Origin of the sequence: Microbacterium sp. NPDC058062, from assembly GCF_042885375.1 — a bacterium.
GTDB lineage: Bacteria > Actinomycetota > Actinomycetes > Actinomycetales > Microbacteriaceae > Microbacterium > Microbacterium trichothecenolyticum_C.
Genome location: NZ_JBHVSC010000004.1, coordinates 207886 through 229913, shown reverse-complemented (window position 1 = coordinate 229913; position 22028 = coordinate 207886). Strand labels below are relative to the sequence as shown.

The window sequence follows — 22028 nt, the reverse complement described above, 5'->3', positions numbered from 1 at the left end:
CGGCGCGCCGAAGCTGGGCTCAACGGACTCGCCCGGAGCGCACAGGTCGAGGCGGGGTCAGAGTCGGAGCACGCCGTCGGCCACCACGAGCCCGCTGCCCGACAGGTCGACGCGATCGCCGTCCACGGCGACCTCGAGGATGCTCGGCCTTCCCATCGCGTGGCCTTGCAGGATACGGATGCTGCCACCCGACGCTTCTCCGTCGCGCGCGAGAAGTGCGGCGAGAGGCCCGGCGGCTGTGCCGGTCGCCGGGTCTTCGACGATGCCGACGGTGGGGTTGAAGAACCGGGTGTACGCGTCGGCGCCGTCCCGGCCGCCCTCCGTGGTGAAGACGTAGCAGCCCTCCGCGCCGACCCCGGCGAGCAGCGCGCGGAGGCGTGCCGGCTCCGGCGCCGCGGCGTCGACGTCGGCGCGCGTACGGAGCCCGAGCATGAGGTGCTCGGCCCCCGTCCAGACGACCTCGGCAGGTCGATCGGCCAGGGCGGAAGGGGTGAGGCCGAGCGCCTCAGCGAAGTCCGCGTGCTCTGTCGTCGAGTGCAGGAACCGGGGTGCGGCCTGCCGCATCGTCACCCTCGACCGGCCACCGGAAGTGCGCGTGATCCACACCGGCAGCACGTCGTCGCCGATCTGCTGCGCGAACTCGTTCCGCTCGGGCGGCAGTACGCCGGTGTCGGCGAGCCAGATCCAGGCGCCCATCGCGTTGTGACCCGCGCCGAGCACCTCGACGCCGGCGGCGGTGAACGACCGGAGGCGGTGGTCCGCGCCGGAGGCCGACGGCGCGACGAGGAACGTCGTCTCGGACTGGTTGAACTCCTGCGCGATCGCGCGCATCTCGCGCTCGCTCAGCGCATCGGCGTCGGGCACGAGCGCGAGCGGATTGCCGGTCAGCGGGGTCTCGGCGAAGACGTCCACCCAGAAGAAGCGCAGCTCAGCCATCTCATCCCGTTCCGTCGCGCGGCGTTCCGACAGGACGAGCCTGGCAGAACCTCCCCAACCGTGTCCGCCCGTCGGCGCTCGCCGCCCGGTCGGTAGGCTCCGATCGTGAACGTGCCCGCCGGCCTGGCCCCGACGCTCGTCGGCGTGCTGGTGCTCGCGGCCGTCACGACCGCCGTCCTGGCGGCCTTCCGCATCCCGAGCATGTGGGCGCCGGTCGTGGCGATCCTGCGCGGTGCGGTGCAGCTCGCGGTGATCAGCGTCATCCTCACGGGCGTCATCACGAACCCGGTGTGGATCGCCGTCGCGCTCGTCGTCATGTTCACCATCGCCACGTCCGTCGCGACGGGTCGCATCGGCTGGTCGACGCGTGGGTTCGCCACGATGTCCTCATCGATCGCAGTCGGCGTCCTCGTCGCCACGACCGTGGTGTTCGCGACCGGCGCGCTGGAGCTCACGCCGCGCTACGCGCTCGCCATCGGGGCGATCATCATCGGGAACGCGATGAGCATCGCGACGCTCACCGGGCGCATATTCACGACCGCGATCGTCGACCACTGGGACGAAGTGGAAGGCTGGCTCGCGCTCGGAGCGACGCCGCGAACCTCGACTCTGCTGCTCGCACGCCGCGCCGTGCGCGATGCGCTCGTGCCCGCGATCGACCAGACGAAGACGACCGGGCTGGTCGTGCTGCCCGGCGCCTTCGTCGGTGCGATCTTCGGCGGCATCTCGCCGATCGAGGCCGGTCGCTTCCAGATCGTCGTGCTCGCCGCGATCATGGCCGCGGGCGCGATCACGTCGGTGCTGGTCGCGACGTGGATGGGCCCGGTCCGTACCAAGCCCACGCAGCCGGCGTGACGCCTACATCTCCCTGCTCGACGCCTCCGCGAGGCTCTCGGCCATCTTGGCGAACGACGCCTGCGCGTGGCCGCCGGCCAGCCGCGACGCAAGCGATGCGAATGCCACCGCGCCCGTGATCTGCGCCGCCGCGACATCCCACGGCTCGGGTTGCGGGCCTTCGCCGCGCGGACCCGGCAGCGGAATCGGCAGCCGCCGCGGCCAGCCGGTGCCGCACCAGTCGTCCAGCACCTCGGTCACCCAGCCGGGCTGGTCCTCACCTCGGAGGTCCGCCTCGAGCACCGCTTCGGCGATGTAGCCCGAGAGCTCCGAGGCCGCCAGCATCCACCGGGGCGGGAGCGGCTGCGGGTTGAGCGCCACCGCATCGAACCTGCTCGCGAGGTGCGCCCGGTGGCTGTGCGGCGGGAAGACGTCGAACATCTCCGGCCTGATGCGCCCCAGCAGCGAGAGCATGCGAACCGTGCTGCTGATCTCGTTCCAACTCATCGGTGACTCCCTTTCGGATCGGTGGATTGCATTCCACGCACCGTCACACCGGGCCGATCACCTCTGCGCGCGCCCGATCGTGACCGCGACCGGATCGCCGAGCGAGCCGTCCGGCAGCGTCGTCTGGTAGGTCAGGGTCACGGTCGCGAACCCCAGGGTGATCTGCACGGCGGGTTCCTCGCCCGCGAACGCGGTGGTCGCCGAGGTCACGACGGCCTCCTCCAGACGCACCGTGAAGTAGTCGCCGATCATGCCCACACGTCGTGCCGACAGCAGCGCTTCGGGCAGACGGATGCTGCGCGCACAGGCATCGAAGAGGCGCGGGGTCGCAGCATCCATTCGCAGCGAAACCGCGATATCGGAGAGCGTCGGCTTGCCGACCCGACCTCCGCCCGCGCCGCCGCCGGCCGGAGCGGCGTTCGACACCGCCCAGCTCCAGCTGAGGACCTCGATGGCGCCCGGGTGCCGGTCGTCGACGACTTCCCCGGGAATCGACGCGATCGTGAGGAACTGCTCATCGGCCATCGCACGCGCTCCCCACCTGTATCCGCGATTCCCCCGGTCGCGCGGTCGCTCGCGCGACCACCTCACAGATACTCCCGGCAGGCGGCACCCGCAAGAGGGTCGGCGGTCAGTCCATCGAACCTTCCGAACCGTTCGCCTGCTGCGCGGCTTCGAACCGGTCGATGAGGATCGGGATGCCGGTCTGGTGCCACCACGACGGCAGGACGTTGCCGGCCGACATCCCGTGACCGGGATCGAACTCCGGTACGTGGATGGGGTCATCGGTGTGTGCGAGAGGAGCGCCGATGATTCCTTCCGCTGCCCGCACGACCATCGGGCGGAGCTCGAACCACGTGGACGGCAGGGGAGTCGCGGCGAACTCCGCGCGGAGAGCGAGCCACAGGTAGGCGTCTCCGCGCATGCCCATCTGCGCGGGCGCCCGGTCGAACAGCTCCCCGACCGAGCCGGGTTCCGTCGGCGGCGGGAACAGGCGGTGCACCTGCGACTGCACCCGCCGATGCGTGTCTTCGCTGAACGAGACCAGCACGACCTCTTCGACGCGGGTCGGAGCCTTCGCGATCGTGGTGACCGCCGTGTCGATGGCGTCGTTGAGCGGCCACGCGTAGACCCCGGCACTGATGAGGGGGAAGCTGACGCTGCGGGCGCCGATCTCGTCGGCGACCTCCAGTGCTCGCCGGTAGCAGGACTCGAGGAGCGCGCGGTCGCGCTCGCCGGCGCCATAGTTGGGGCCGACGGTGTGGATCACCCAGGTCGCCGGGAGGTCTCCGGCCGTCGTCCAGCCGGCGTCGCCCGTGCGCAGTCCATCGGGGAAGCGCGCGATGCAGTCATCGAGGATCGCGCGCCCGCCCGCGCGGTGGATCGCGCCGTCGACCCCGCCTCCGCCCCGCATCGCGTTGTTCGCCGCGTTCACGATCGCGTCGACGCGCTGCCGGGTGATGTCGCCGTGAACGGCGGTGACCGTGACCATGTGCCCAGTCTCGCGCAGGGCCATGGCGACCGCGACTGCAGCGCTTTCAGCGAGATGGATGCTGCGCTCACCGCCATCGCAGAGGCATGGGGTCGCACCCGCAGCATCCCACGCGCAGCCAACGCCGCGAGCGCGCGCTTCAGGCGGGATTCAGGCGCCGCGGGCCAGACTGGAGCGGATGCGGATTCTGGTGGTGGATGACGAGGTGCGCCTGGCCGACGGCATCCGCCGCGGGCTGGAAGCCGAAGGCTTCGGGGTGGATGTCGCGCACAACGGCGTGGACGGACTGTGGCGAGCCCGCGAGACGGCGTACGACGCGATCGTGCTCGACCTCATGATGCCCGGCATGAGCGGGTGGAAAGTCTGTGAAGCGCTGCGCGCGGAGCGCAACTGGACACCGGTGCTCATGCTCACGGCGAAGGACGGCGAATGGGACCAGGTCGAGGCCCTCGAGACGGGCGCCGACGACTACGTCACCAAGCCCTTCTCGTTCGCCGTGCTCGTCGCCCGGCTGCGCGCGCTGATCCGACGCGGCGGGGTCGAGCGGCCGACCGTGCTCGAAGCGGGTGACCTCAGGCTCGACCCGGGCGCGCGACAGGTGTGGCGCGGCGACACCCAGATCGACCTGACATCGCGGGAGTTCTCCGTGCTCGAGCACCTCATCCGCCACCGCGGGCAGGTGCTCTCCAAGCGCGACCTCATCGCCGGCGTGTGGAACGACGACTTCGAGGGCGACCCGAACATCGTCGAGGTGTACGTCGGGCACCTGCGGCGCAAGGTCGATCGACCGTTCGGGCGAGAGGCGATCGAGACCGTCCGCGGTGCGGGCTACCGTCTGGCGGCCGACGGTGGCTGAGCCGCGGCGCCGCCGTTCCTTGCGCACGCGCATCACCGGGGCCGCGACGCTCGTCGTCGCCGCTGCGCTCGTGGTCGGCGCCCTGGCCTTCTACGGCATCCTGTCGGTCAGCATCCACAACGCCACCGTCCGCGCGGCCGAGACGCGCGCCGAGCAGCTGGCCTCGCGGATCGACGCCGAGGGCCCCGCGATGGTCGCCGAGCTCGACGACGACATCGTCCAGGCGTTCGACGACGACGGGCGTGTCGTCGCCGCGTCCGAGGAGGCCGACAGCGGCGACCTGCCGAACATCGATGAGACCGCCGTCGTCACCTACGACGATGAGCCGATGCTCGTCGTCCGCGAGGACCTCGACGACGGCACACTGCTCCTCGCTCTGCCGGTGGAAGACGACGCGCAGACGCTCGCGACAGTCGGGCTTCTGCTGGCGGTCGCCGTCGTGGCCGTCGTCGTACTGGTCGCCGCGACCACGTGGTGGGTCGTCGGGCGTGCGCTGCGGCCGGTGTCGCGCATTCGCGCGGAGGTCGACGACATCACGGCCGACCGCCTCGACCGCCGTGTGGCGGTGCCGCCGTCGGGTGACGAGATCGCCGCGCTCGCGGGGACGATGAATCGCATGCTGGACCGATTGGATGCTGCCGCCACCGCGCAGCGCCGGTTCGTGTCCGACGCATCCCACGAGCTGCGCTCGCCGCTGGCGACGATTCGCCAGCACGCCGAGCTGGCACAGCTGCACCCCAAGGCCACCTCGGTGGGCGACCTCGCCGAGGTGGTCCGCGACGAGGGACTCAGAATGCAGGAGCTCGTCGACGCCCTGCTGCTGCTGACCCGGCTCGACGAGCGGGCGGAGCTGCAGCGGGACGACGTCGATGTGGACGACCTCGCTCTCGCCGAGGCGAAGCGGCTGCGTGCCGGGGGCACGGGCGTGGATGCCTCCCGCGTCCACGCGGCGCGCGTGCGCGGCGATGCCCGCCTGCTGAGTCAGCTCGTCCGCAACCTCGCCGACAACGCGGCACGCCACGCGGGGAGCGCCGTGACGATCGAGGTCGTCGAGCGGGGCGGACAGGTGCTGCTGACAGTCGACGACGATGGAGCAGGCGTGCCGGCGGGAGAGCGCGAGCGCATCTTCGACCGCTTCGTGCGGCTCGACGAGGGCCGCGCGCGTGACGCCGGGGGCAGTGGTCTGGGTCTGGCGATCGTCCGCGCGATCGCGGAGGCCGAGGGCGGCAGCGTGCGCGTCGAGGACTCGCCGCTCGGTGGGGCACGGTTCGCCGTCGTCCTGCCGGCCGCCCGCTGAACGCGGCTTCAGCAGACTTCAGGTCTGCTTCAGCGACCGCTCGGCACCATCGGAGCATGGATGACAAGAACAGCAGCCCCCAGACTTCCTCCGCTCAGCCCGCAGATCGCACCGAGGTCGTCACGGCGCCGCCGGCCGACGCACCCGCTCCGAAGCGCAGCCGCACGCGCGCCTGGTTGATCGGCGGCGGTGCGGCGCTCGCCGCGGCGTTCCTCGCCGGTGGCGGCATCGCCCTCGGCGCGGAGATCGCCGACGCGGCCGACGACGACGACACGACGTCCTCGCTGTCCGACGATCGCAGCGACGACGACTCGAGTGACGACGCGAGCGCGAGCGGCGACGTGTCGAACCTGGGCACCGACTCCGCCGACGACCTGGTCGCGATGATCGACGCCGCGTCTGCTGAGGGTGAGGGCGAGCCCACGTCGATCGATCTGAAGCGCGACGGTAGCGCCGAGGTGACGCTCGAGGCCGCTGATGGTGCCGAGACCGAGGTGCGCGTCACCGCCGGCGGCGAGGCATTGGTCGTCTCCACGGAATCCGCGGGCGACGACGGCGCCCCCCAGAACGTGCTCGACGCCGACACGATCGCCGAGATCGTCGACGCCGCGCTCGCCGAGGCCGACGGTCGCATCGTCGAGATCGAGGCCGACGACGACAGCACGTCGCCGTGGGACGTCACGGTCCTGACGGACGCCGGCGAGTTCGTCGAGCTCGACCTCGACGCCCAGTTCGCCGTCGTGGCCACGGGAACCGACACCGACGACTGAGCGTGGGTTCGAGGACGGCGGTCGGCCTGAGAGGGCGGCCGCCGTTCGGCGTCCTGTCGGGTGCTCGCTCGCGATGGGATACCGCCGGTGCGCGCCGGCCGCGCTCAGTCGCTCGTCAAGGCCTCGAGAGCGCCCGCGTCGAGCTCGTCGCGAGAGGTCAGGCCGAGTTTGCGGAGCGCGTTTGACATGTGGGTCTCGACGGTGCGAGGAGAGAGGTACAGCTCCGCGGCGATCGCGCGGTTCGTGCGGCCCGCCGCCGCTCGCTGCACGACCTCCTGCTCGCGCCGCGAGAGGTCGTTGCCGTGCGTCGGGCGACCGCCGCGCCACGGATACGGCACGGGAATGCCGTGCCGCCTCATGGTTCGGGTCACGCGGGCGATGTCCTGCCGTGCCGACAGATGGCCGTACGCGGTGAGGGCCTCCGTGAGGAGGTTGGGCCCGTCGGCCGCGCCGCGTTCGCAGAGCCAGTCGCCGAGCCGTTCCGTCGATCGAGCCGCCACGTAAACGAGTCCCGCCTCATGCGCGGCCGCCCGGGCGTGCGACAGCCGCTCCTCGGCAGTGGAGGTGTCGCCGTCGTGGTGCGCGATCAGCGCCTCGCACGTCGTCACGGCGACGGTGATCGCGGGCGCCTGCGCGTCGCGGACGCGCTCGCCGACGGCCGTGACCCGCCCGCGGACACCGTCCACCGTGCCGAGGTCCGACGCGGCCTCGACCTGGCAGACCAAGGCGTCGGCTGCCCACGCCCACGTGCCCTTGCGCCGGATCTGCTCGAGGGCGGCGGATGCCTCGTCGAACGCCGCCTGCGGATCGCCCAGCGTGAGCCGCAGGCGCGCGAGCGCCGCGCGTGCGGGCACCAGCGGCCACACCGCACCGACCCGCTCGCAGTCCCGGATGAGGTCGGTGAGACCTTCGATCGCTTCCGCGGCGTTCCCCCGAGAGCCTTGGACGAGGTGGTGCAGGTATCGCGCCTCGAAAGAGGCGGCGCCGAATCCGAACGCGCGCGAGGCCAGGGCGTCGGCCCGCTCGGCAAGCCCGTCCCATCGTCCCGCGGCGTGGTCGACCATCGCGCCGACCAGCTCGAAGACCTCCAGCAGGCGCGGCGAGAGCGATCGCTCGGCGATCGACAGCCCCTCGGCCAGCAGTTCGTCCGCGCGGCGCACGTTTCCGATGTGGAGGGCGCCCTGCGCCCAGTTGAGCGCGGCGCGAGCATGTTCTCGTGGTTGCGTGAGCACCACGGGATCGCGGCGCGCGGCGTCGATCAACCCCCACGCGGCCGGATCGCCCTGTTCGAGAAGAAGCGAGGCGCGCGCGATGCGCACCCCGAGTTCGACGTCCACCGATCCGGCGCGCTCAGCCGCCGCCACGGCTTGCGCGCACCGCGCCAGATGCGCGTCGAGTGACACATCGACGACGGTCTCGGGCGCGGCGAGTACGGCCAGCGCACGCGCCTGGAGGTCGGGACGCTCGTCGAGCTCATCGACCGCGCGCTCGATCTCGCCGTATCCGTCGCGGGCGAACCCCTGCTGCCGGTAGAGCCGGCCCAGGGCGAACCGCAGTTCGCCGCGGGCTGCCGGCGTCAGCTGCTCGCTCTCCAAGAGGCGGGTGAGGATCGGGGCCGACTCGGCGTGCGCCAGTCCGTCCACGGCGGCACGACCGAGCTTGGTCGCGATCCGCACGCGATCGTCGATCGAGAGGTCGGCCATGTCGGCGGTCGCCTCGCGGAGGAACTCGGCCGCTGCGGCCTCGTTCCCGTGGCGCACGGCTTCATCGGCCGCGGCCTCCGCCCAGCGGACGAAGTCCTTCACGAGACCGGCGCGCTGGTAGTGGTGGGCGATGCGCGCCGAGAGGATCGGGTCGTGCCGCTCCTCGAGCACGCGGGCGATCCGGGCATGCCACCACTGACGGGTGGGCAGAGGCGTGGCGTCGTAGACGATCTGCTGCGCGAGCACATGCCGGAAGCGGCTCCGGCCGTCCTGCTCATGCAGCAGGCCCGCGGCATAGGCTGCCGTGAGGGCGGTCGCCACCTGCCGGGCGTCGCGCTCGGTGAGCTCTGCGGTGAGGGTGGGGTCGACGGTCGGCCCGACCACGGCGGCCGCCTCGATGACCTCACGGGCGGTCGCGTCCAGCGTCATCAGCCTCTGGACGACGACGTCACGCAGCGCCGTCGACACCGACAGCGCCGCGAGGGCGTTCGTGTGGGTCGGGATGTCTGCGGCGGGAAGCTGCGCCAGCAGGGTGCGCAGGACCTCCTCGACGACGAACGGGACGCCGCCCGTGACCTCGTGCAGCGCCGCGGCGACCGGATCAGGGACGTCCACCCCGAGCAGGTGCCGGGAGAGTTCGCCGACCTGCGCCACGTCGAGTGGCGAGAGCCGGGCCGTGCGGGTCCGGCCCTCCGGAGCGCGTGCGAACGACTCTCCGACGGGCGTCGCGCCGAGGTCGATGCGGCTGGTGACGACGACGGTCACCTCGGCCGGCTGGTGCGCGATGAGGTAGGTGAGGAAGTCGAAGGTGACGGCGTCCGCCCAGTGCACGTCCTCGAGCACCAGCACCGCGGGGGAAAGATGCTCGATCAGTTCGGTCGCCGCCCGGAAGATCTGGTGTCGCGCGTCGCGCTGATCGGCCGGGCGTTCGGGTGGCGCGGGGAGGCGGTCGGCGATCTCGGGCACGAGCGGAGCCAGGTTGCCCACGACGGGGCTGAGGCCACGGACGTCGATGCGATCGCGCTGCTGCCGGAAGGCGTCCAGTACTGGTCCGAGCGGAAACGGATCGTGGAGCGGCTGACACTGACCCACCAGTACCTCGGACGAGGGTGGTGCCGCGGCGAGGAGTTCGCGGACCAGGCGGCTCTTGCCGATCCCGGCCTCGCCCTGGACGACGATGAGCGCCGGGGGTGACGTGATCGCGCGGGCCAGCGCGTCGAACTCGGCGCGCCGACCGACGAGGACAGGCGACACCCCGCCGGGAGGTGGAGCGGGGGGCTGAGGCATGACTGCCATTCGTCTCGTGGGGCGCGAGCAAAAGTCAGTGTAGGTCACGGATGCAGGCCCCGTTCACCGGTCCGTAACCTCCAACGCAAGGTGTGAAACGAATCATCCGTGTGCGAGGAGAGACAGTGCCCAGACATCTCAGACAACGACCGCGGAGGCACGCCTCCACGCGGCTGACCATCGCGGCGGCCGCCGCCCTCGCCCTCGTGGTGACGGCCGCACCGGCCGCACCGACCGCGGCGCTCGCCGTGGATCCGGCGCCGGTCGCGGTGGAGGACCTCGGCGACCGGACCGGCGGCGTGAGGGTCACGACCGCCGAGGACGCGCAGGCGCTGGTGAGCGAAGCCGCGCAGCCGCAGACGTACATCGTGCAGATGGCGCCCGCGCCCGTGGTCGCGTACGAGGGCGGCGAGAAGGGGCTGAAGTCGACGAAGCCTCGCGGCGGCGCGAAGGTCGACCCGGCCGATCCCGCGGTCGAGGCGTACAGCACGCACCTCAAGGGGCAGCAGCGGGCGGCCCTCGCGAAGGTCAAGGGCGGCAAGCCCTCGTACAGCTACGTGTACAGCTTCAACGGCTTCGCGGCCGAGCTCACCCCCGCACAGGCCGCAGAGCTCGAGGCGCAGCCGGACGTCATCTCGGTGCACCCCGACGAGGCGGTCGAGACCGACACGTCGTCCACGGAAGGGTTCCTCGGACTCGACGACCCGGACGGCCTGTGGGCACAGCTCGGCGGTCCGACCGGCGGCAAGAAGACGCCGGGAGCCGGCGAGGACATCGTGATCGGCGTCATCGACAGCGGCATCTGGCCCGAGGTCGCGAGCTTCTCCGATCGCAGCGACAAGAAGCTCGTGTACCAGGGCAAGCCCCAGGGGTTCCGCGGCACGTGCGCGTCGGCCGAGAAGGTGGGCGACGACTCGTGGGACGCCAACCTCTGCAACAACAAGCTCGTGACCGCCCAGTACTTCAACGCCGCGTGGGGAGGCAACGAGGGCGTCAGGCAGCAGCTGCCCTGGGAATTCCTCTCGCCGCGTGACTACAACGGTCACGGCACGCACACCGCCTCGACCGCCGGCGGCAACTACGGCGTCGACGTGACGGGTCCGGCCGCGCCGTTCGGTGAGATCTCGGGCATCGCGCCGCGGGCGCGCATCGCCGCGTACAAGGCACTCTGGTCCGTCGAGGACGGCTCCACCGCGACCGGCTACACGTCCGACATGGTCGCCGCGATCGACAAGGCCGTCGCCGACGGCGTCGACGTCATCAATTACTCGGTCTCGGGTTCCAGCACCGACTTCCTCGAGCCCACCGAGGCGGCGTTCCTCAACGCCGCCGCCGCGGGCATCTTCGTCGCGGCATCCGCCGGCAACTCCGGCCCTGATGCCGCGACCGTCGCCCACCCCGGTCCCTGGCTGACCACGGTCGCGGCCGGCACCCATGACCGCACGACGACGGGCGCTGTCGTCCTCGGCAACGGCGCGCGCTACGAGGGCGTCTCGCTCAGCAGCGCTGCGGTCGGCCCCGCGCCGATCATCACGGGCGCCGCCGCGCGGCTCTCGGGTGTCTCGATCGGCGCCGGTGCCCGCTGCTATCCCGCGAGCGACAACAACGGCAAGCCGGCGCTCGATCCCGCCAAGGTCGCCGGAAAGATCGTGCTCTGCGAGCGCGGCGGCGACATCGCCCGCGTCAACTCGTCGCGCGCGGTCGCCGAGGCGGGCGGGGTCGGCATGATCTTCGTCAACGCCTTCGGCAACTCGCTCAACGCCGACTTCCATTCGGTGCCCACGGTGCACCTGCAAGACACCGAGTGGAGCGCGATCAGCGCCTACGTGGCGACGGCAGGAGCCACCGCGACCATCGAGAAGGCGGTCATCGCGAACGGCGGGACGGCGCCCTTCACCGCGGAGTTCTCCTCACGCGGGCCGCTCGTCGCCGGCAACGGCGATGTGCTGAAGCCCGATGTGATCGCTCCGGGGCAGGACATCCTCGCCGCAGTCGCCCCTCCCGGCCAGGGCGGGATGGACTTCAACCTGATGAGCGGCACGTCGATGTCGGCGCCCCACGTCGCCGGTCTCGCCGCCCTGCTGCAGGACCTCCACCCGGACTGGTCGCCGATGGCGATCAAGTCGGCGCTGATGACCACGGGATCCGACGTGCTGGACGGCGAGGCGAACACCGACCCGAACCTCATCTTCAAGCAGGGTGCCGGGCACGTGCAGCCCACGAGCGCGGCGGACCCGGGCCTTGTCTACGAGAGCGGCGTGGACGACTGGACCGCGTTCCTGTGCGGCTCGACGCGCAGTGTGGCCGACGCCGCCTGCGACGACCTCGAGGCGGGAGGGCGCTCGCTGGACCCCAGCGACCTGAACACGCCCTCGATCGGCATCGGCCTGCTCGACGGCACGCAGACCGTCACCCGCACGGTCAAGAACGTCGACGACAAGGCTGCGACCTATTCGTCGACGGTGACCGGGCTCGCCGGAGTGGGTGTCACGGTCGAGCCGAGCACGCTCACAGTGGCGCCGGGCGCGACCGCGTCGTACACGGTGACGTTCGCCGTCGGCGAGGAGACCCAGCTGTTCGACTACCTCGCCGGTCAGCTCTCGTGGACCGACGGCACGCACACGGTGCGGTCGCCGATCGTACTGCGGGCGAAGCAGCCGGGTGACGAGGACTGGGCCGCCCGGTACGACGGAGCGGGCGGGCAGTTCGGCAGCTCGTCGGATGTCGGCACCGAGCTCCTGCTCCACCCCGATGGTGAGCGCGTCTACATGAGCGGCTTCAGCCGTCCGCCGTCGGCGGGTGGGCTCGTGAGCGACTTCCTGACTGCTGCGTACGACCCAGAGACCGGCGACGTGATCTGGGAGGAGCAGTGGGATGCCTCGGACGGCGGTTCTGACGAGCCCGCGGGCTTCGGAATGAGCCCCGACGGCGAGACGCTGTACGTCGGCGGCACCAGCGGTGGCGACTACCTCACGGTCGCCTACGACGGAGCGACGGGTGAGCGGCGCTGGACCGCGCGACTGGACGGTCCGGCTCAGGCGGGGGATTCGCTGAACGACCTCGCCGTCAGCCCGGACGGCTCGACCGTCTACGTCACCGGCTACCAGACCACGGGCGAGGCTCAGCTCGACTACGCCACCGTCGCGTACGACGCGGCGACCGGCGCCGAGCGCTGGGTGTCGCGGTACGACGACCCGGTGAACGGGACCGACGACGCACGCAGCATCGCGGTGAGCGAGGACGGCTCCACGGTCGTCATCACCGGTCAGAGCGCCGGCGACGGCACCGGTCTCACCGACTGGGGCACGGTGGCCTACGACGCCGCGACGGGCGCGCAGAAGTGGGATGTGCTGCGCAACGGTTCGGACGGGCACGTCGACATCGCGGACAACATCGCGATCGTCGGGGACTCCGTGATCGTGGCCGGCGTCGTGAGCAACACCGACCGCCAGGTCGACTGGGAGACGGTGGCCTACGACCTCGCGACCGGCGAGCAGCGCTGGGCGACCGGCTACGGCGAGGCGGGCACGGACGTGCCGCAGGCGCTCGCGGTCAGCCCGGACGGCGGCACCGTGGTGGTCGTCGGCAACGTCGAGGGCGGTGCTGACATGGATTACGCGTCGGTCGCCTACAACGTGGCCGACGGCGCGCAGCTCTGGGTGAACCGTTACGACGGCACCGCTCACGGGCTGGACGTCGCCTACGACGTGGCGCCGACCGCCGACGGCACCCACGCCGTCGTCACCGGCGAGTCCCGCGACGCCGAGTCCGCCTGGGACTACGTCACGGTCGCCTACGACCTCGTCACGGGCGAGCAGGTGTGGTCGGCGAACTACGACGCGACCGGCGCGAGCGACGGGGCGAACGGCGTGGCGGTCGACCAGCGGGCCGACGGCACTCGGCGGGTGTTCGTCACCGGAGCGAGCACCACCGCGTTCGACGCGGTCGGACTCGACAGCAACATCGACGCCGCGACGGTGGCGTACTTCGACCCGTTCGACTGATCGACCGGGCGGCGCGGCCGCCGGGCGAGGACTCCGTTCTCGTCCGGCGGCCGTCGGCGTTCCCGGTGGCCCCACGGTGGATACGCTCGCTGTCATGGTGAGAGGCCTGAGCAGGAGGGGGCTCGCGGCGGCTGTGGTGCTCGCGGGCCTCGCCGGATACGTCGACGGCTTCGCGTTCGTGTTCCTCGGCGGCTACTTCGTCTCGTTCATGACCGGCAACACCACTCGCGCGAGCGTCGACCTGTCGCTGCTGTCGCTCGTGAGCGCGGCGTTCGCCCTCACGCTCATCGCCGCGTTCGTGGTGGGCGTGATGGCCGGAACGCTCGTTCCCGGGAATCGCGCCCGCGGGCAGCTCCGGGTGCTGCTCCTGATCCTCGGCCTCGTGTGTGCCGCCGCGGTCCTCGCCGGATTCGAATGGCGGTGGGCGACGGGATGCTGCCTCGCCTTCGCAATGGGAGCGCTCAACACCGTCTTCGCACGAGGTGGCCAGGTCGCGTTCGGAGTCACCTACATGACGGGCGCCCTGGTGAAGGTCGGGCAGGGTCTCGTCGGCGCGATGCGCGGCCAGACCGGCACCGGGTGGCCGCGGCATCTGCTGCTGTGGGCGTCGATCGCCTCCGGCGCCGTCCTCGGCGCCGCGGCGTTCGCCTGGATCGGGCACGGAGCGCTCTGGATCATCGCGGCCGCGCTGGCCGTGCTTCTGGCCATCCGTGGGATCGCCGAGTCGCGCCGTGCGCGCACCGGCGCCGTGGGATGAGTCACCCGTCCGTTCGCCGTGGTGCTCGGAGCGGTTCGCTTGATTCGCCGCTTCGAATAGGTCGATGAGCCCGTCGTCGTGACGCCGCCGGGCTGCCTATGGACAGCCGACACGCAGTGAGGCATCCTCGATTCCACAACACCAGCGCTGGTGTGCAGACGATGTTTCGCAGGGGAAGCGAGAGATCGATGGGGGCTGGCTCTTCGAGGGCACTCGCAGGCGTGGAGCGTCGCCGCAGGGAGGCGAACCCGCTGGCGGGCCTCGTCGTGCACGTGCTGCGCCTTCCGAACCGGCAGGATCGAGCCGCCGTCGAGGACGCGCTGACCGAGGCCACTCGACGGTTCCCCGAGCAGGTCCGCGTGGTCGATATCGCCGCGACGAAGGAATTCATCCGCTCCGCATCCGATCGCCTGCTCGCCGGGCTCGACAGCGTGCTGCGCGACGACGAGTCGCTCTTCGAGCTTGTCCGGAGCGCAGCCGCGCTCGCGGTATCCAGATACTCCGCGTCGATGATCGCCGCCGGCGAGGCGTCCTCGGCCGACGCGCACGCGCTGTGCGCCTCGGACCCACCGTCGAGCGAGGCGCTCGCCGAGTTCGAACGGCGGCCGGACTCTCCCGACGCCATGATGCGTTTCGCGCGTGCGTACGCATCGGCCTTGAGCCGTCGCGCTATCCAGGACTGGACCCTTCCGGGCGTGCTCGCGGCGGTCGAGGCGCGTCCATCCCACGGACCGTCCGCTGTCGATGGCGCCGGCGGAGCCGGTAGCCGCCGACTGGGACTCGATGCGGTCCGGCGACTCCGATCGGCGCTCGAAATCTCGGCGCGGGAACGTCTGGAGGTCTCACCGGGTGCCGATGACCGGGAAATGCTGGCGAGGGCGTTCGCCGACGTCGTCTCTGCGCAACTCACTGCGGCGGCCGAAAGCGCCGCCGTCGTTGATCGTCCGCTGAATGTTCGCGTCGACCTCCGGAGTGCGGGAGTGCACACCGGCGGATCTGCTGACTTCTCCATCGCCTTCCCGCCCGGGGTGGGCAGGCTTGTCCTGGCCGTCCAGCTGACGTCGTCGAATGTCGACATCCGCCGTCCGGTACTGCCTCTCGTGATGAGGAGGGACGGCACATCGGAAGCCCCGGCCGAGTTCACCGTCACGCCGCGCAGCCCCGGACCGACGCATCTCACCGCGACTCTCCAGAGAGACGGGAGCATGGTCGCGCAGGTGTCGTTCTCACTCGAGGTGGCGGCCGACGACGTCCCGGCTCCGACGGCCCCAGGATCGTTGATCCCCGTGTCGAGTGTGGGGCGTGCGCTCGACGCGGCGCAGATCGACACCTCTCAGTTCCTCGGGCTCACCTTCACCGAGGTGAACGGCCGATTCCGCTGCGTTGTCTCGGGCGACGCCCACATGGAGGCGGATCTCGACGTGACCCGTGAGGACCTGAACAGCGCGGTGCTCAACGTGAGAAGGGTCCTGCTCCGCGTCTCGCACGACACGGCGGCGCAGAATCGCATCGGCATGGATGGAGCGCGCACGGCTGAGGCGCTGCTCGAGCTCGCCGAGGCCGGCATCCTGCTGTTTCGCAAACTCTTCTACTTACGGCCTCAGAACACGGCTGCGCAGGCGATAGGCGACACCCTTGTCGAACTCCTGGCCGAAGCGGAAGGCAGCCGCCGGATCCAGTTCGCCATCCGTGGACTCGCGATCCCGTGGCATGCCCTCTATCTGGCCGCCACGCTGAAAGGCGAACCGAGATGGGACCGCTTCATCGGCTTTCGGCATGTCATTGAAGAAGTGATCCTCAATTCTCGGCGCACGCGCCCCGTGATCTCTGTCGAGGACGGACTGTCTGTGGGTCTGCACGTGGACCCACGGATCGATGAAGAGCAGGGTATTCCCGCGGTGGCGAATCAGGAGGGGTTCTGGCGCGCTGCGATGGACAGAGCGCCCGCGATCACGTTCGCCGAACGCACCAAGAACGACGAGCTGCGCTCGTCTCTCGGCGCAAGCTCAGGGGATCAGGTGCTCGCCTTCCTGTGTCATGCCGGACTGGGGACGACAGACGGCGGCGATCCCATCCCCGACGATTCGTGGTTGCAGCTTTCCGAGGATCCGGTGACGGTCGGGCAGCTGACGCTTTGGGACGACACGAGCTCGTCGTTCGAGCAGGGGCCCCTCGTCTTCTTGAACGCGTGTCAGTCGACCGCCGTCTCGCCGCAGTTCAGCGTGAACTTCGCCACCTACTTCCTCGATCGCGGCGCTCGCACCGTCATCGGCACCGAATGCGATATCGCCACCGTCTTCGCGGATGAGTTCGGCAGGGCGGTCTTCGGTGAGATCCTGCGCGGCGTCACCGTCGGTGCGGCGCTGCTCGCCGTGCGCACGCAGATGCTCGAGCGAGGCAATCCCCTCGGCCTGGCGTACGGCCTTCACGGCGCCAGCGGAACCCGGCTGATTCCCGGTCTCCTCGACGAGTGAGCAACGCGGAGGGAGTGGATCGTGGCGCAGGTCAGGGCAACAGCGGGCGGACGCGACGTCGAATACTGGCTCATCGAGTTCGACAAGCACGGCAATGAAGTGCTCGAGTCCGGGGGGCTCGGCAGCGAGGAGATGCTGGAGGCGCTTGGGCGCTCTACGGCCACCGACGTAGTCCTGCTCAGTCACGGGTGGAACAGCAGCTGGGAGGGCGCGCAGCACCAGTACACCGCGTGGGTCAGCGCGTTTCTGCGGGGCCGGCCGCGCGAGGATCCGCGACCGTTCCGCCCCTTCTTCGTCGGGGTCCACTGGCCGTCGCTCGCCTTCGCTCCGACGCGCATCGAGCGGGACACGATGAAAACACTGTCGGCCTCACGCGCGACGGCGCCCCCCGACAGTTCGGAGTCCCTGGACACCTCGGAGCCGGTCACGGTCGATGAGGCGATCGATGCGTACGCGCGGCTGCTCGGAGACACGACGGCGATCCGGGAAGCGTTGCGCAAAGTGCTCGTCGCCGAGGCCACGGGGACCCCGCTCGAGAGCTCCCCCGCTGGGCGCGAGGGGCTTCGCGAGCTGCAGGAGGCGACGTTCCTGGTGGAGCCGCCGCTACCGAGCGACGACGACGAAGACGTGGCGTTCGCCGAGGTCGTTTCGGGGTCGGTGCTGCCGGTACTCGGTGGGAACTCGCCGGCGAAACTCCTCGGGCTTCCCTTGGTGGCGCTCCGGCAGTTCTCCTTTTGGAAGATGAAGCAGCGGGCGTACACGATCGGGGCCGCCGGTGTCGCACCCCTCCTCAACGAGCTCCAGCGCGCTGCGGGCGAGAACGCCCGCGTCCACGTCGTGGGCCACAGCTTCGGGTGCATCGTCGTGGGCGGCGCGGTGCTGGCAGAAGGCAGAGGGCCAACGAAGGCTGTCGGCTCCGTACTTCTCGTGCAGGGGGCGCTGTCGCTGTGGGTCCTCGCTGATGACGCGTACGGCACGGGCAGGCGCGGCCGGTTCCGTCCGCTTCGCGATCGTCGGTTCGTCGACGGCCCGATCGTGACGTCGCAGAGCAGCTGGGACTACGCGCTCGCCCGCTTCTACCCGGCCGGTGTGCGTGCCGCCGTGTGGACGCCCGGAGGGCCGGATCACCTCGTGCTCGGCAACCGGAAGAAGGTGCCGAAATGGGGTGCGCTCGGCACGTTCGGTGCTCAGGGCGCTCGGACTCAGGACCTGCGCCTCCGCGATGTCTCCGATGACACGCACTTCGACCGGGGCGTCATCTACAACGTCGAGTGCGACGACGTGATCGACGACGTCGAGGGCGGCGGCTGGGGCGGTGCGCACAACGACATCGCGCACGCGTCGATCGGCCGATTGTGGTGGGCGACGGCGCTCTCCGCGACGTGAGCAAGACGCGGTCGGGGATCCGGCCCTGTCGAAGGAGGTGGACCGATGGCGCGAACTGTTGATGAATGGTGGATGCTGCGGCTCGACACGCAACGGGAGCGACACCGTATCGACGGTCGGGACGCCGACGCCGCAGCGCTGGCGCGGTCGCTGCTGCGGCTCGGGCCGGGCGAACCGGCCGAGGAGGCTCACCAGGTGCTGGTGGAAGCCTGGGACCGATTCCCCGACTCGGTCGCGATCGCGGAGCTGATGCTGTTCGCAGCCGGCCGGGAGGGAGACTCCGCTCAGCTCGAGGCGGCAACGCGGCGCCTTGGTCGGCTCGACCCGCATTCCGCGGTGCTCGCGGCTGCGCGGACGGCGGGTGAAGAGGCGGCTGAGGGCGCCGAACAGTGGTCGTGGCGCCGAGTCGAGGAGGCCTCGTCGGGTGATCCTCAGCGGGTCCGCGAGGCGCTCGAGGACCTCCGTGGGATCGCCGCCATGTACCCGCAGCGTTCGACATACCCGATCTGCCTCGCCTTCGCCCTCTTAGCGAGCGGAGAACGCGACGACGTTCTGGAGACTGCCCGCGCGGCGGCGGCGATCGAGGACGGGGGCTTCGAGGACGCCTACAACTTGGGGACGATCTTCCATTCGTGCGGCGAGGACGCGGAAGCCGAGGCGTATCTGCAGCTCGCCGTCCGTCGAGCGCCGACCGCCGAGCATGAGGAGCTTGCGCTCGATGCGCTCGCGAAGATGAGGGGAGCGGCCGATGCTCAATGACGCCGAAGTGCGCGGGCTTCTCGACCTGGAGACGCTGGCCGAGGTCGCCGACACGACTCGGCGGATGCGACTGCTTCCGCCGGACGTTGCGCGATCCCTTCGGGAGTGGGGCGCGCGCGAGGGGGCGTCTCGACCAGCAGAGGCCGCTCAGGCGGAGTTCCTCGCGCGCGTGTACGACGAGCTCTCCGTGAATGCGGCGTGGGAGCAGGACGAGGGTATCACCGCTGCCCAGAACGAGTTGTTGGCCGCCGTCTGGGCCGAGGGGGAGTGGCCGCTGGTCCTGGGTGCCCTGAAGCGATCGCGATCGCTCATCGACGACGACTTCATGCGGGTGGCCCTTTCGCGGCACACGGAGCGTGCGCGACTGGGGGTGGCGGACGAAGCCAGTGGCCTTGCGGCTGTCCTGGCGATCGGCGTCCTCGGCGACGCGTCCGCACGGGGCTGGGCGCACGTGGCCTATGCCCGCAGTCAAGAGGCTGCCCGTCCGGATCGCAGTATCAGGCACTTCGCGCTCGGGGTCGCTCGCATGCGAGAGACAGGTGACACCCAACTGGTGGAGATGGCGCTCGCCGCGCAGCGTTCCTTCGGCCAACGTCAGGGGTTGGGCGCGCTCGGCGACCTTGGTGACGAGCCCGACCTGGAACTCACATATGCCATGATTCCGCTGGCGGAGGAGCGCGCGAACAGCCTCAGAGATCAGGGAAAGCCGGCGGCCGCGGTCGAACTCTTCACGCGCATGGTTCCACTGTGTGAGGAGTTCGGCGACCACGAACGACTCCTCCGGATCCTGAACGTGCGAGCGCTCGCGTATGAGGATCTCGGCGACCTCGCGAGGGCCGAGGAGGACTATCGGGCGGCGATCGAGAGCTGTCGCCGAGTCGGCGACGCGGCGAGACTGTTCGAGATCGAGACGAACCTCGCCGCAAGCATGCTCAAGCGTGGCCGCGTCAGCGCGGGAATCAGCCTTTTCGCTCGGATCGCCGAGTCGTCATCGGGAAACGAGGTGCGGCTGGCGGCTGCCAAGAACAATCTCGCGCACGCCTACATGAGGCAGGACCGATGGGAGGATGCCGCCAGGGAGTACGCCGACGTGGAGCTCATGACGGCGCGTCCGGAGCAGTCGCGAAGTCGGATGATCGCTCTTGCCGGCCTGATTAGTGCGCTCGACAAGGCTGGCGATGACGCCGAAGCGGCAGCAGCGACAGATCGACTCTTCCGCCTCTTCGAGGAGACCCAGGATCTAGACGTTCTCTTCTCGTATCTCAATGCGCCGACCGTCGATCTCGCCGGCGAGTCACGCGCTCTCGCGCTCGAGGTTCTGCAGGAGCTTGTGGCACAAGGTGACGTCATGTTGGCGAGCTCGATGGCCATTCAGCTGGTCCGTGACCTGCGACGCACCGACGAGCACGAGAATGCGCTAGCAATCGCGGATTTCGTGCTTTCCGCCTTCGATTCGGTGCGCAGTGACATTGCGATCCTCATCCCGTTGGAGGTGGCGGCGGCCGAGATCGAGCGTCGGCTCGGCAATACGCGTGCCGCCGAAGATCGACTCCGCGCCGCGGTCACCGCCGTGGAGCATCGAATCGCCCGCGCGACGCGACTGCGCGACGCGGACTGGATCATGGACAGCGCCCGCGCCCTCTACCTGGGCCTGGCCGCGATCGCGTTGGAGCGTGGAGAACCCGCGCCGCTTCGCACCACTTTCGAGCTCGCCGATGCGTGCCTTCCTGTGACCTTGACGAGTGAGGAGCCGCCGGAGGGTGAGCCCATCGCGCGGGACTGGGTGAGCACGCAGGAGGTGCTCGATGCGCTGGGTTCGGCAGACACGCGCCTCACGCTGATCGAGTTCGCGCTCATCGACGACCGGCTGTGCGCCTTCGTCCTCGATGGAGAGCACGCCGAGCCGCGAGTTCGCGCGTTCGAGAGCACGCGGGAACAGCTGGCGGCGGCCGCAAGGGAGTTCTCGTTGCTCGTGAACGGAGACCCGGTCGCCTTCCCCGATGAGCCGTTCAGCATGCAGCGGCTTCTTGATGCGCCGCTGGTGGCGTTCGAAGGGGTGATGGCCGATCTCGGCGGGGTGTACGAGCTCGTCGGAACGGCGACCGAAGCGGTGTGCTTCGTGCCCACCCGTGAGATCGAAGGACTTCCGCTCCACGCCCTGAAGATTCCGACAGGTGAGCGACTCATCGAGACCGTCGGCGTCTTCTACAGCCCGAGCGCCGCCGGCTTCGCTCGGGGTCTCGAGCGCGAGCCGGCCAGGGCCCCGACGACCGTCGTCTGCGCCGCCGTCGCATCGCTCGAAGACCCCGAGCCCGATCTCATCGAGGGCGACGCGGCGCTGTTCGCACGCTTCAACGGTCAGGTCGAGACACGCTCGGGGCCGAGCGCGACGCCTGCCTGGGTGCGTCAGGCGATGGAGTCGGCGAACGTCGCGCACATCACCTGCCACGGGTATGTGGATGAGCAGGACCCCTTCGGATCAGCACTCCTCCTCGGAGACGGTGAGAGCCGCCCGACGCAGCACGTCGACGACATCTCTCCGCTTGCTCGCGGCGCGTTCGAGCTGACGGTCCGTCAGCTTCGGGATCGCGACCTGGTCTGCGACCTGGTGACCCTGCGAGCGTGCTCGACGGCGAGACGCGGCGCCGAGTCGTCCGGGGAGGAGATGTCAACGCTGAGCCGAGCGCTTCAGCTCGGCGGCTGTCGAACCGTGGTCACCGCTCTGTGGGATGTCGATCAACGGTCCTCGCTCGCACTCCTCGAGACCTTTTATCGCTATGCGCTCGGCGAAGAGCCCCTGCCGGCGTGGCAGGCCCTGGCCCGAGCGATGCGCCGACTCATCCATTCCCAGACGGACTGGTCGCATGTCTACTTCTGGGGACCGTTCGTCGTCTCGGGCGAATGGCGACCGTATCGCTCGGGATGACGCACCACCCGCCGTGACTTCGCCCACCTGAGGAATTCCT

14 protein-coding genes and 1 pseudogene are annotated in these 22028 nt (G+C 70.3%); 10 read left to right on the top strand and 5 right to left on the bottom strand.

Annotated features, from left to right (window positions below; genetic code table 11):
* Window positions 1-57: 57 nt before the first annotated feature.
* Window positions 58-936, bottom strand: a complete 879-nt coding sequence (locus ACFVSU_RS14405) for a PhzF family phenazine biosynthesis protein (RefSeq protein ID WP_387144121.1) — start codon at window positions 934-936, stop codon at window positions 58-60.
* A 105-nt stretch (window positions 937-1041) separates the two neighbouring features.
* On the opposite strand from ACFVSU_RS14405, the gene ACFVSU_RS14400 reads away from it, so the two are divergent.
* The gene (locus tag ACFVSU_RS14400; RefSeq protein ID WP_387144118.1) at window positions 1042-1791 is read left to right on the top strand and encodes an ABC transporter permease; all 750 of its coding nucleotides are present in this window, start codon (window positions 1042-1044) and stop codon (window positions 1789-1791) included.
* 3 nt (window positions 1792-1794) lie between these two features.
* Here ACFVSU_RS14400 and ACFVSU_RS14395 read toward each other — a convergent pair whose 3' ends face one another.
* The 3 genes and pseudogenes from ACFVSU_RS14395 to ACFVSU_RS14385 form a co-directional block, all read right to left on the bottom strand.
* Window positions 1795-2277, bottom strand: coding sequence for a hypothetical protein (locus tag ACFVSU_RS14395; RefSeq protein WP_375871499.1), 483 nt, complete (start codon window positions 2275-2277; stop codon window positions 1795-1797).
* A gap of 57 nt (window positions 2278-2334) precedes the next feature.
* On the bottom strand, window positions 2335-2802 hold the full coding sequence (locus ACFVSU_RS14390) for an Hcp family type VI secretion system effector (protein WP_387144114.1): 468 nt from the start codon (window positions 2800-2802) through the stop codon (window positions 2335-2337).
* Between the two features lie 508 nt (window positions 2803-3310).
* Window positions 3311-3769 (bottom strand): annotated as a pseudogene (locus tag ACFVSU_RS14385) (O-acetyl-ADP-ribose deacetylase); the annotation flags it as partial.
* Between the two features lie 178 nt (window positions 3770-3947).
* On the opposite strand from ACFVSU_RS14385, the gene ACFVSU_RS14380 reads away from it, so the two are divergent.
* Genes ACFVSU_RS14380 through ACFVSU_RS14370 form a run of 3 tightly spaced genes read left to right on the top strand, consistent with a single transcriptional unit; the run spans window position 3948 to window position 6692 of the window.
* Complete coding sequence (locus ACFVSU_RS14380) at window positions 3948-4625, top strand: response regulator transcription factor (RefSeq protein ID WP_387144111.1); 678 nt, start codon at window positions 3948-3950, stop codon at window positions 4623-4625.
* The gene (locus ACFVSU_RS14375) at window positions 4618-5922 is read left to right on the top strand and encodes a sensor histidine kinase (RefSeq protein ID WP_387144109.1); all 1305 of its coding nucleotides are present in this window, start codon (window positions 4618-4620) and stop codon (window positions 5920-5922) included. Before ACFVSU_RS14380 ends, ACFVSU_RS14375 begins: the two co-directional genes overlap by 8 nt.
* Window positions 5923-5978: 56 nt before the next feature.
* Window positions 5979-6692, top strand: coding sequence for a PepSY domain-containing protein (locus ACFVSU_RS14370; RefSeq protein WP_387144106.1), 714 nt, complete (start codon window positions 5979-5981; stop codon window positions 6690-6692).
* Between the two features lie 104 nt (window positions 6693-6796).
* Here ACFVSU_RS14370 and ACFVSU_RS14365 read toward each other — a convergent pair whose 3' ends face one another.
* A complete protein-coding gene (locus tag ACFVSU_RS14365) occupies window positions 6797-9682 on the bottom strand; it encodes an ATP-binding protein (RefSeq protein ID WP_387144102.1) in 2886 nt (961 codons plus the stop codon).
* Window positions 9683-9807: 125 nt separating this feature from the next.
* Here ACFVSU_RS14365 and ACFVSU_RS14360 point away from each other — a divergent pair, with 125 nt between their 5' ends.
* From ACFVSU_RS14360 to ACFVSU_RS14335, 6 genes are all read left to right on the top strand, one after another.
* The gene (locus tag ACFVSU_RS14360; RefSeq protein WP_387144099.1) at window positions 9808-13686 is read left to right on the top strand and encodes a S8 family serine peptidase; all 3879 of its coding nucleotides are present in this window, start codon (window positions 9808-9810) and stop codon (window positions 13684-13686) included.
* Window positions 13687-13780: 94 nt separating this feature from the next.
* Window positions 13781-14443 carry a YoaK family protein gene (locus tag ACFVSU_RS14355; RefSeq protein WP_387144096.1) on the top strand — a complete coding sequence of 221 codons (663 nt, stop codon included), beginning with the start codon at window positions 13781-13783 and terminating at the stop codon, window positions 14441-14443.
* A gap of 221 nt (window positions 14444-14664) precedes the next feature.
* Window positions 14665-16917, top strand: a complete 2253-nt coding sequence (locus ACFVSU_RS14350) for a CHAT domain-containing protein (protein ID WP_387144093.1) — start codon at window positions 14665-14667, stop codon at window positions 16915-16917.
* A gap of 21 nt (window positions 16918-16938) precedes the next feature.
* Window positions 16939-18303, top strand: a complete 1365-nt coding sequence (locus ACFVSU_RS14345) for a hypothetical protein (RefSeq protein WP_387144090.1) — start codon at window positions 16939-16941, stop codon at window positions 18301-18303.
* 45 nt (window positions 18304-18348) lie between these two features.
* Entirely contained in the window at window positions 18349-19062 is a 714-nt protein-coding gene (locus ACFVSU_RS14340) for a hypothetical protein (protein WP_387144087.1), read from the top strand.
* Complete coding sequence (locus tag ACFVSU_RS14335; RefSeq protein ID WP_387144084.1) at window positions 19052-21988, top strand: CHAT domain-containing protein; 2937 nt, start codon at window positions 19052-19054, stop codon at window positions 21986-21988. Before ACFVSU_RS14340 ends, ACFVSU_RS14335 begins: the two co-directional genes overlap by 11 nt.
* Window positions 21989-22028 lie beyond the last annotated feature (40 nt).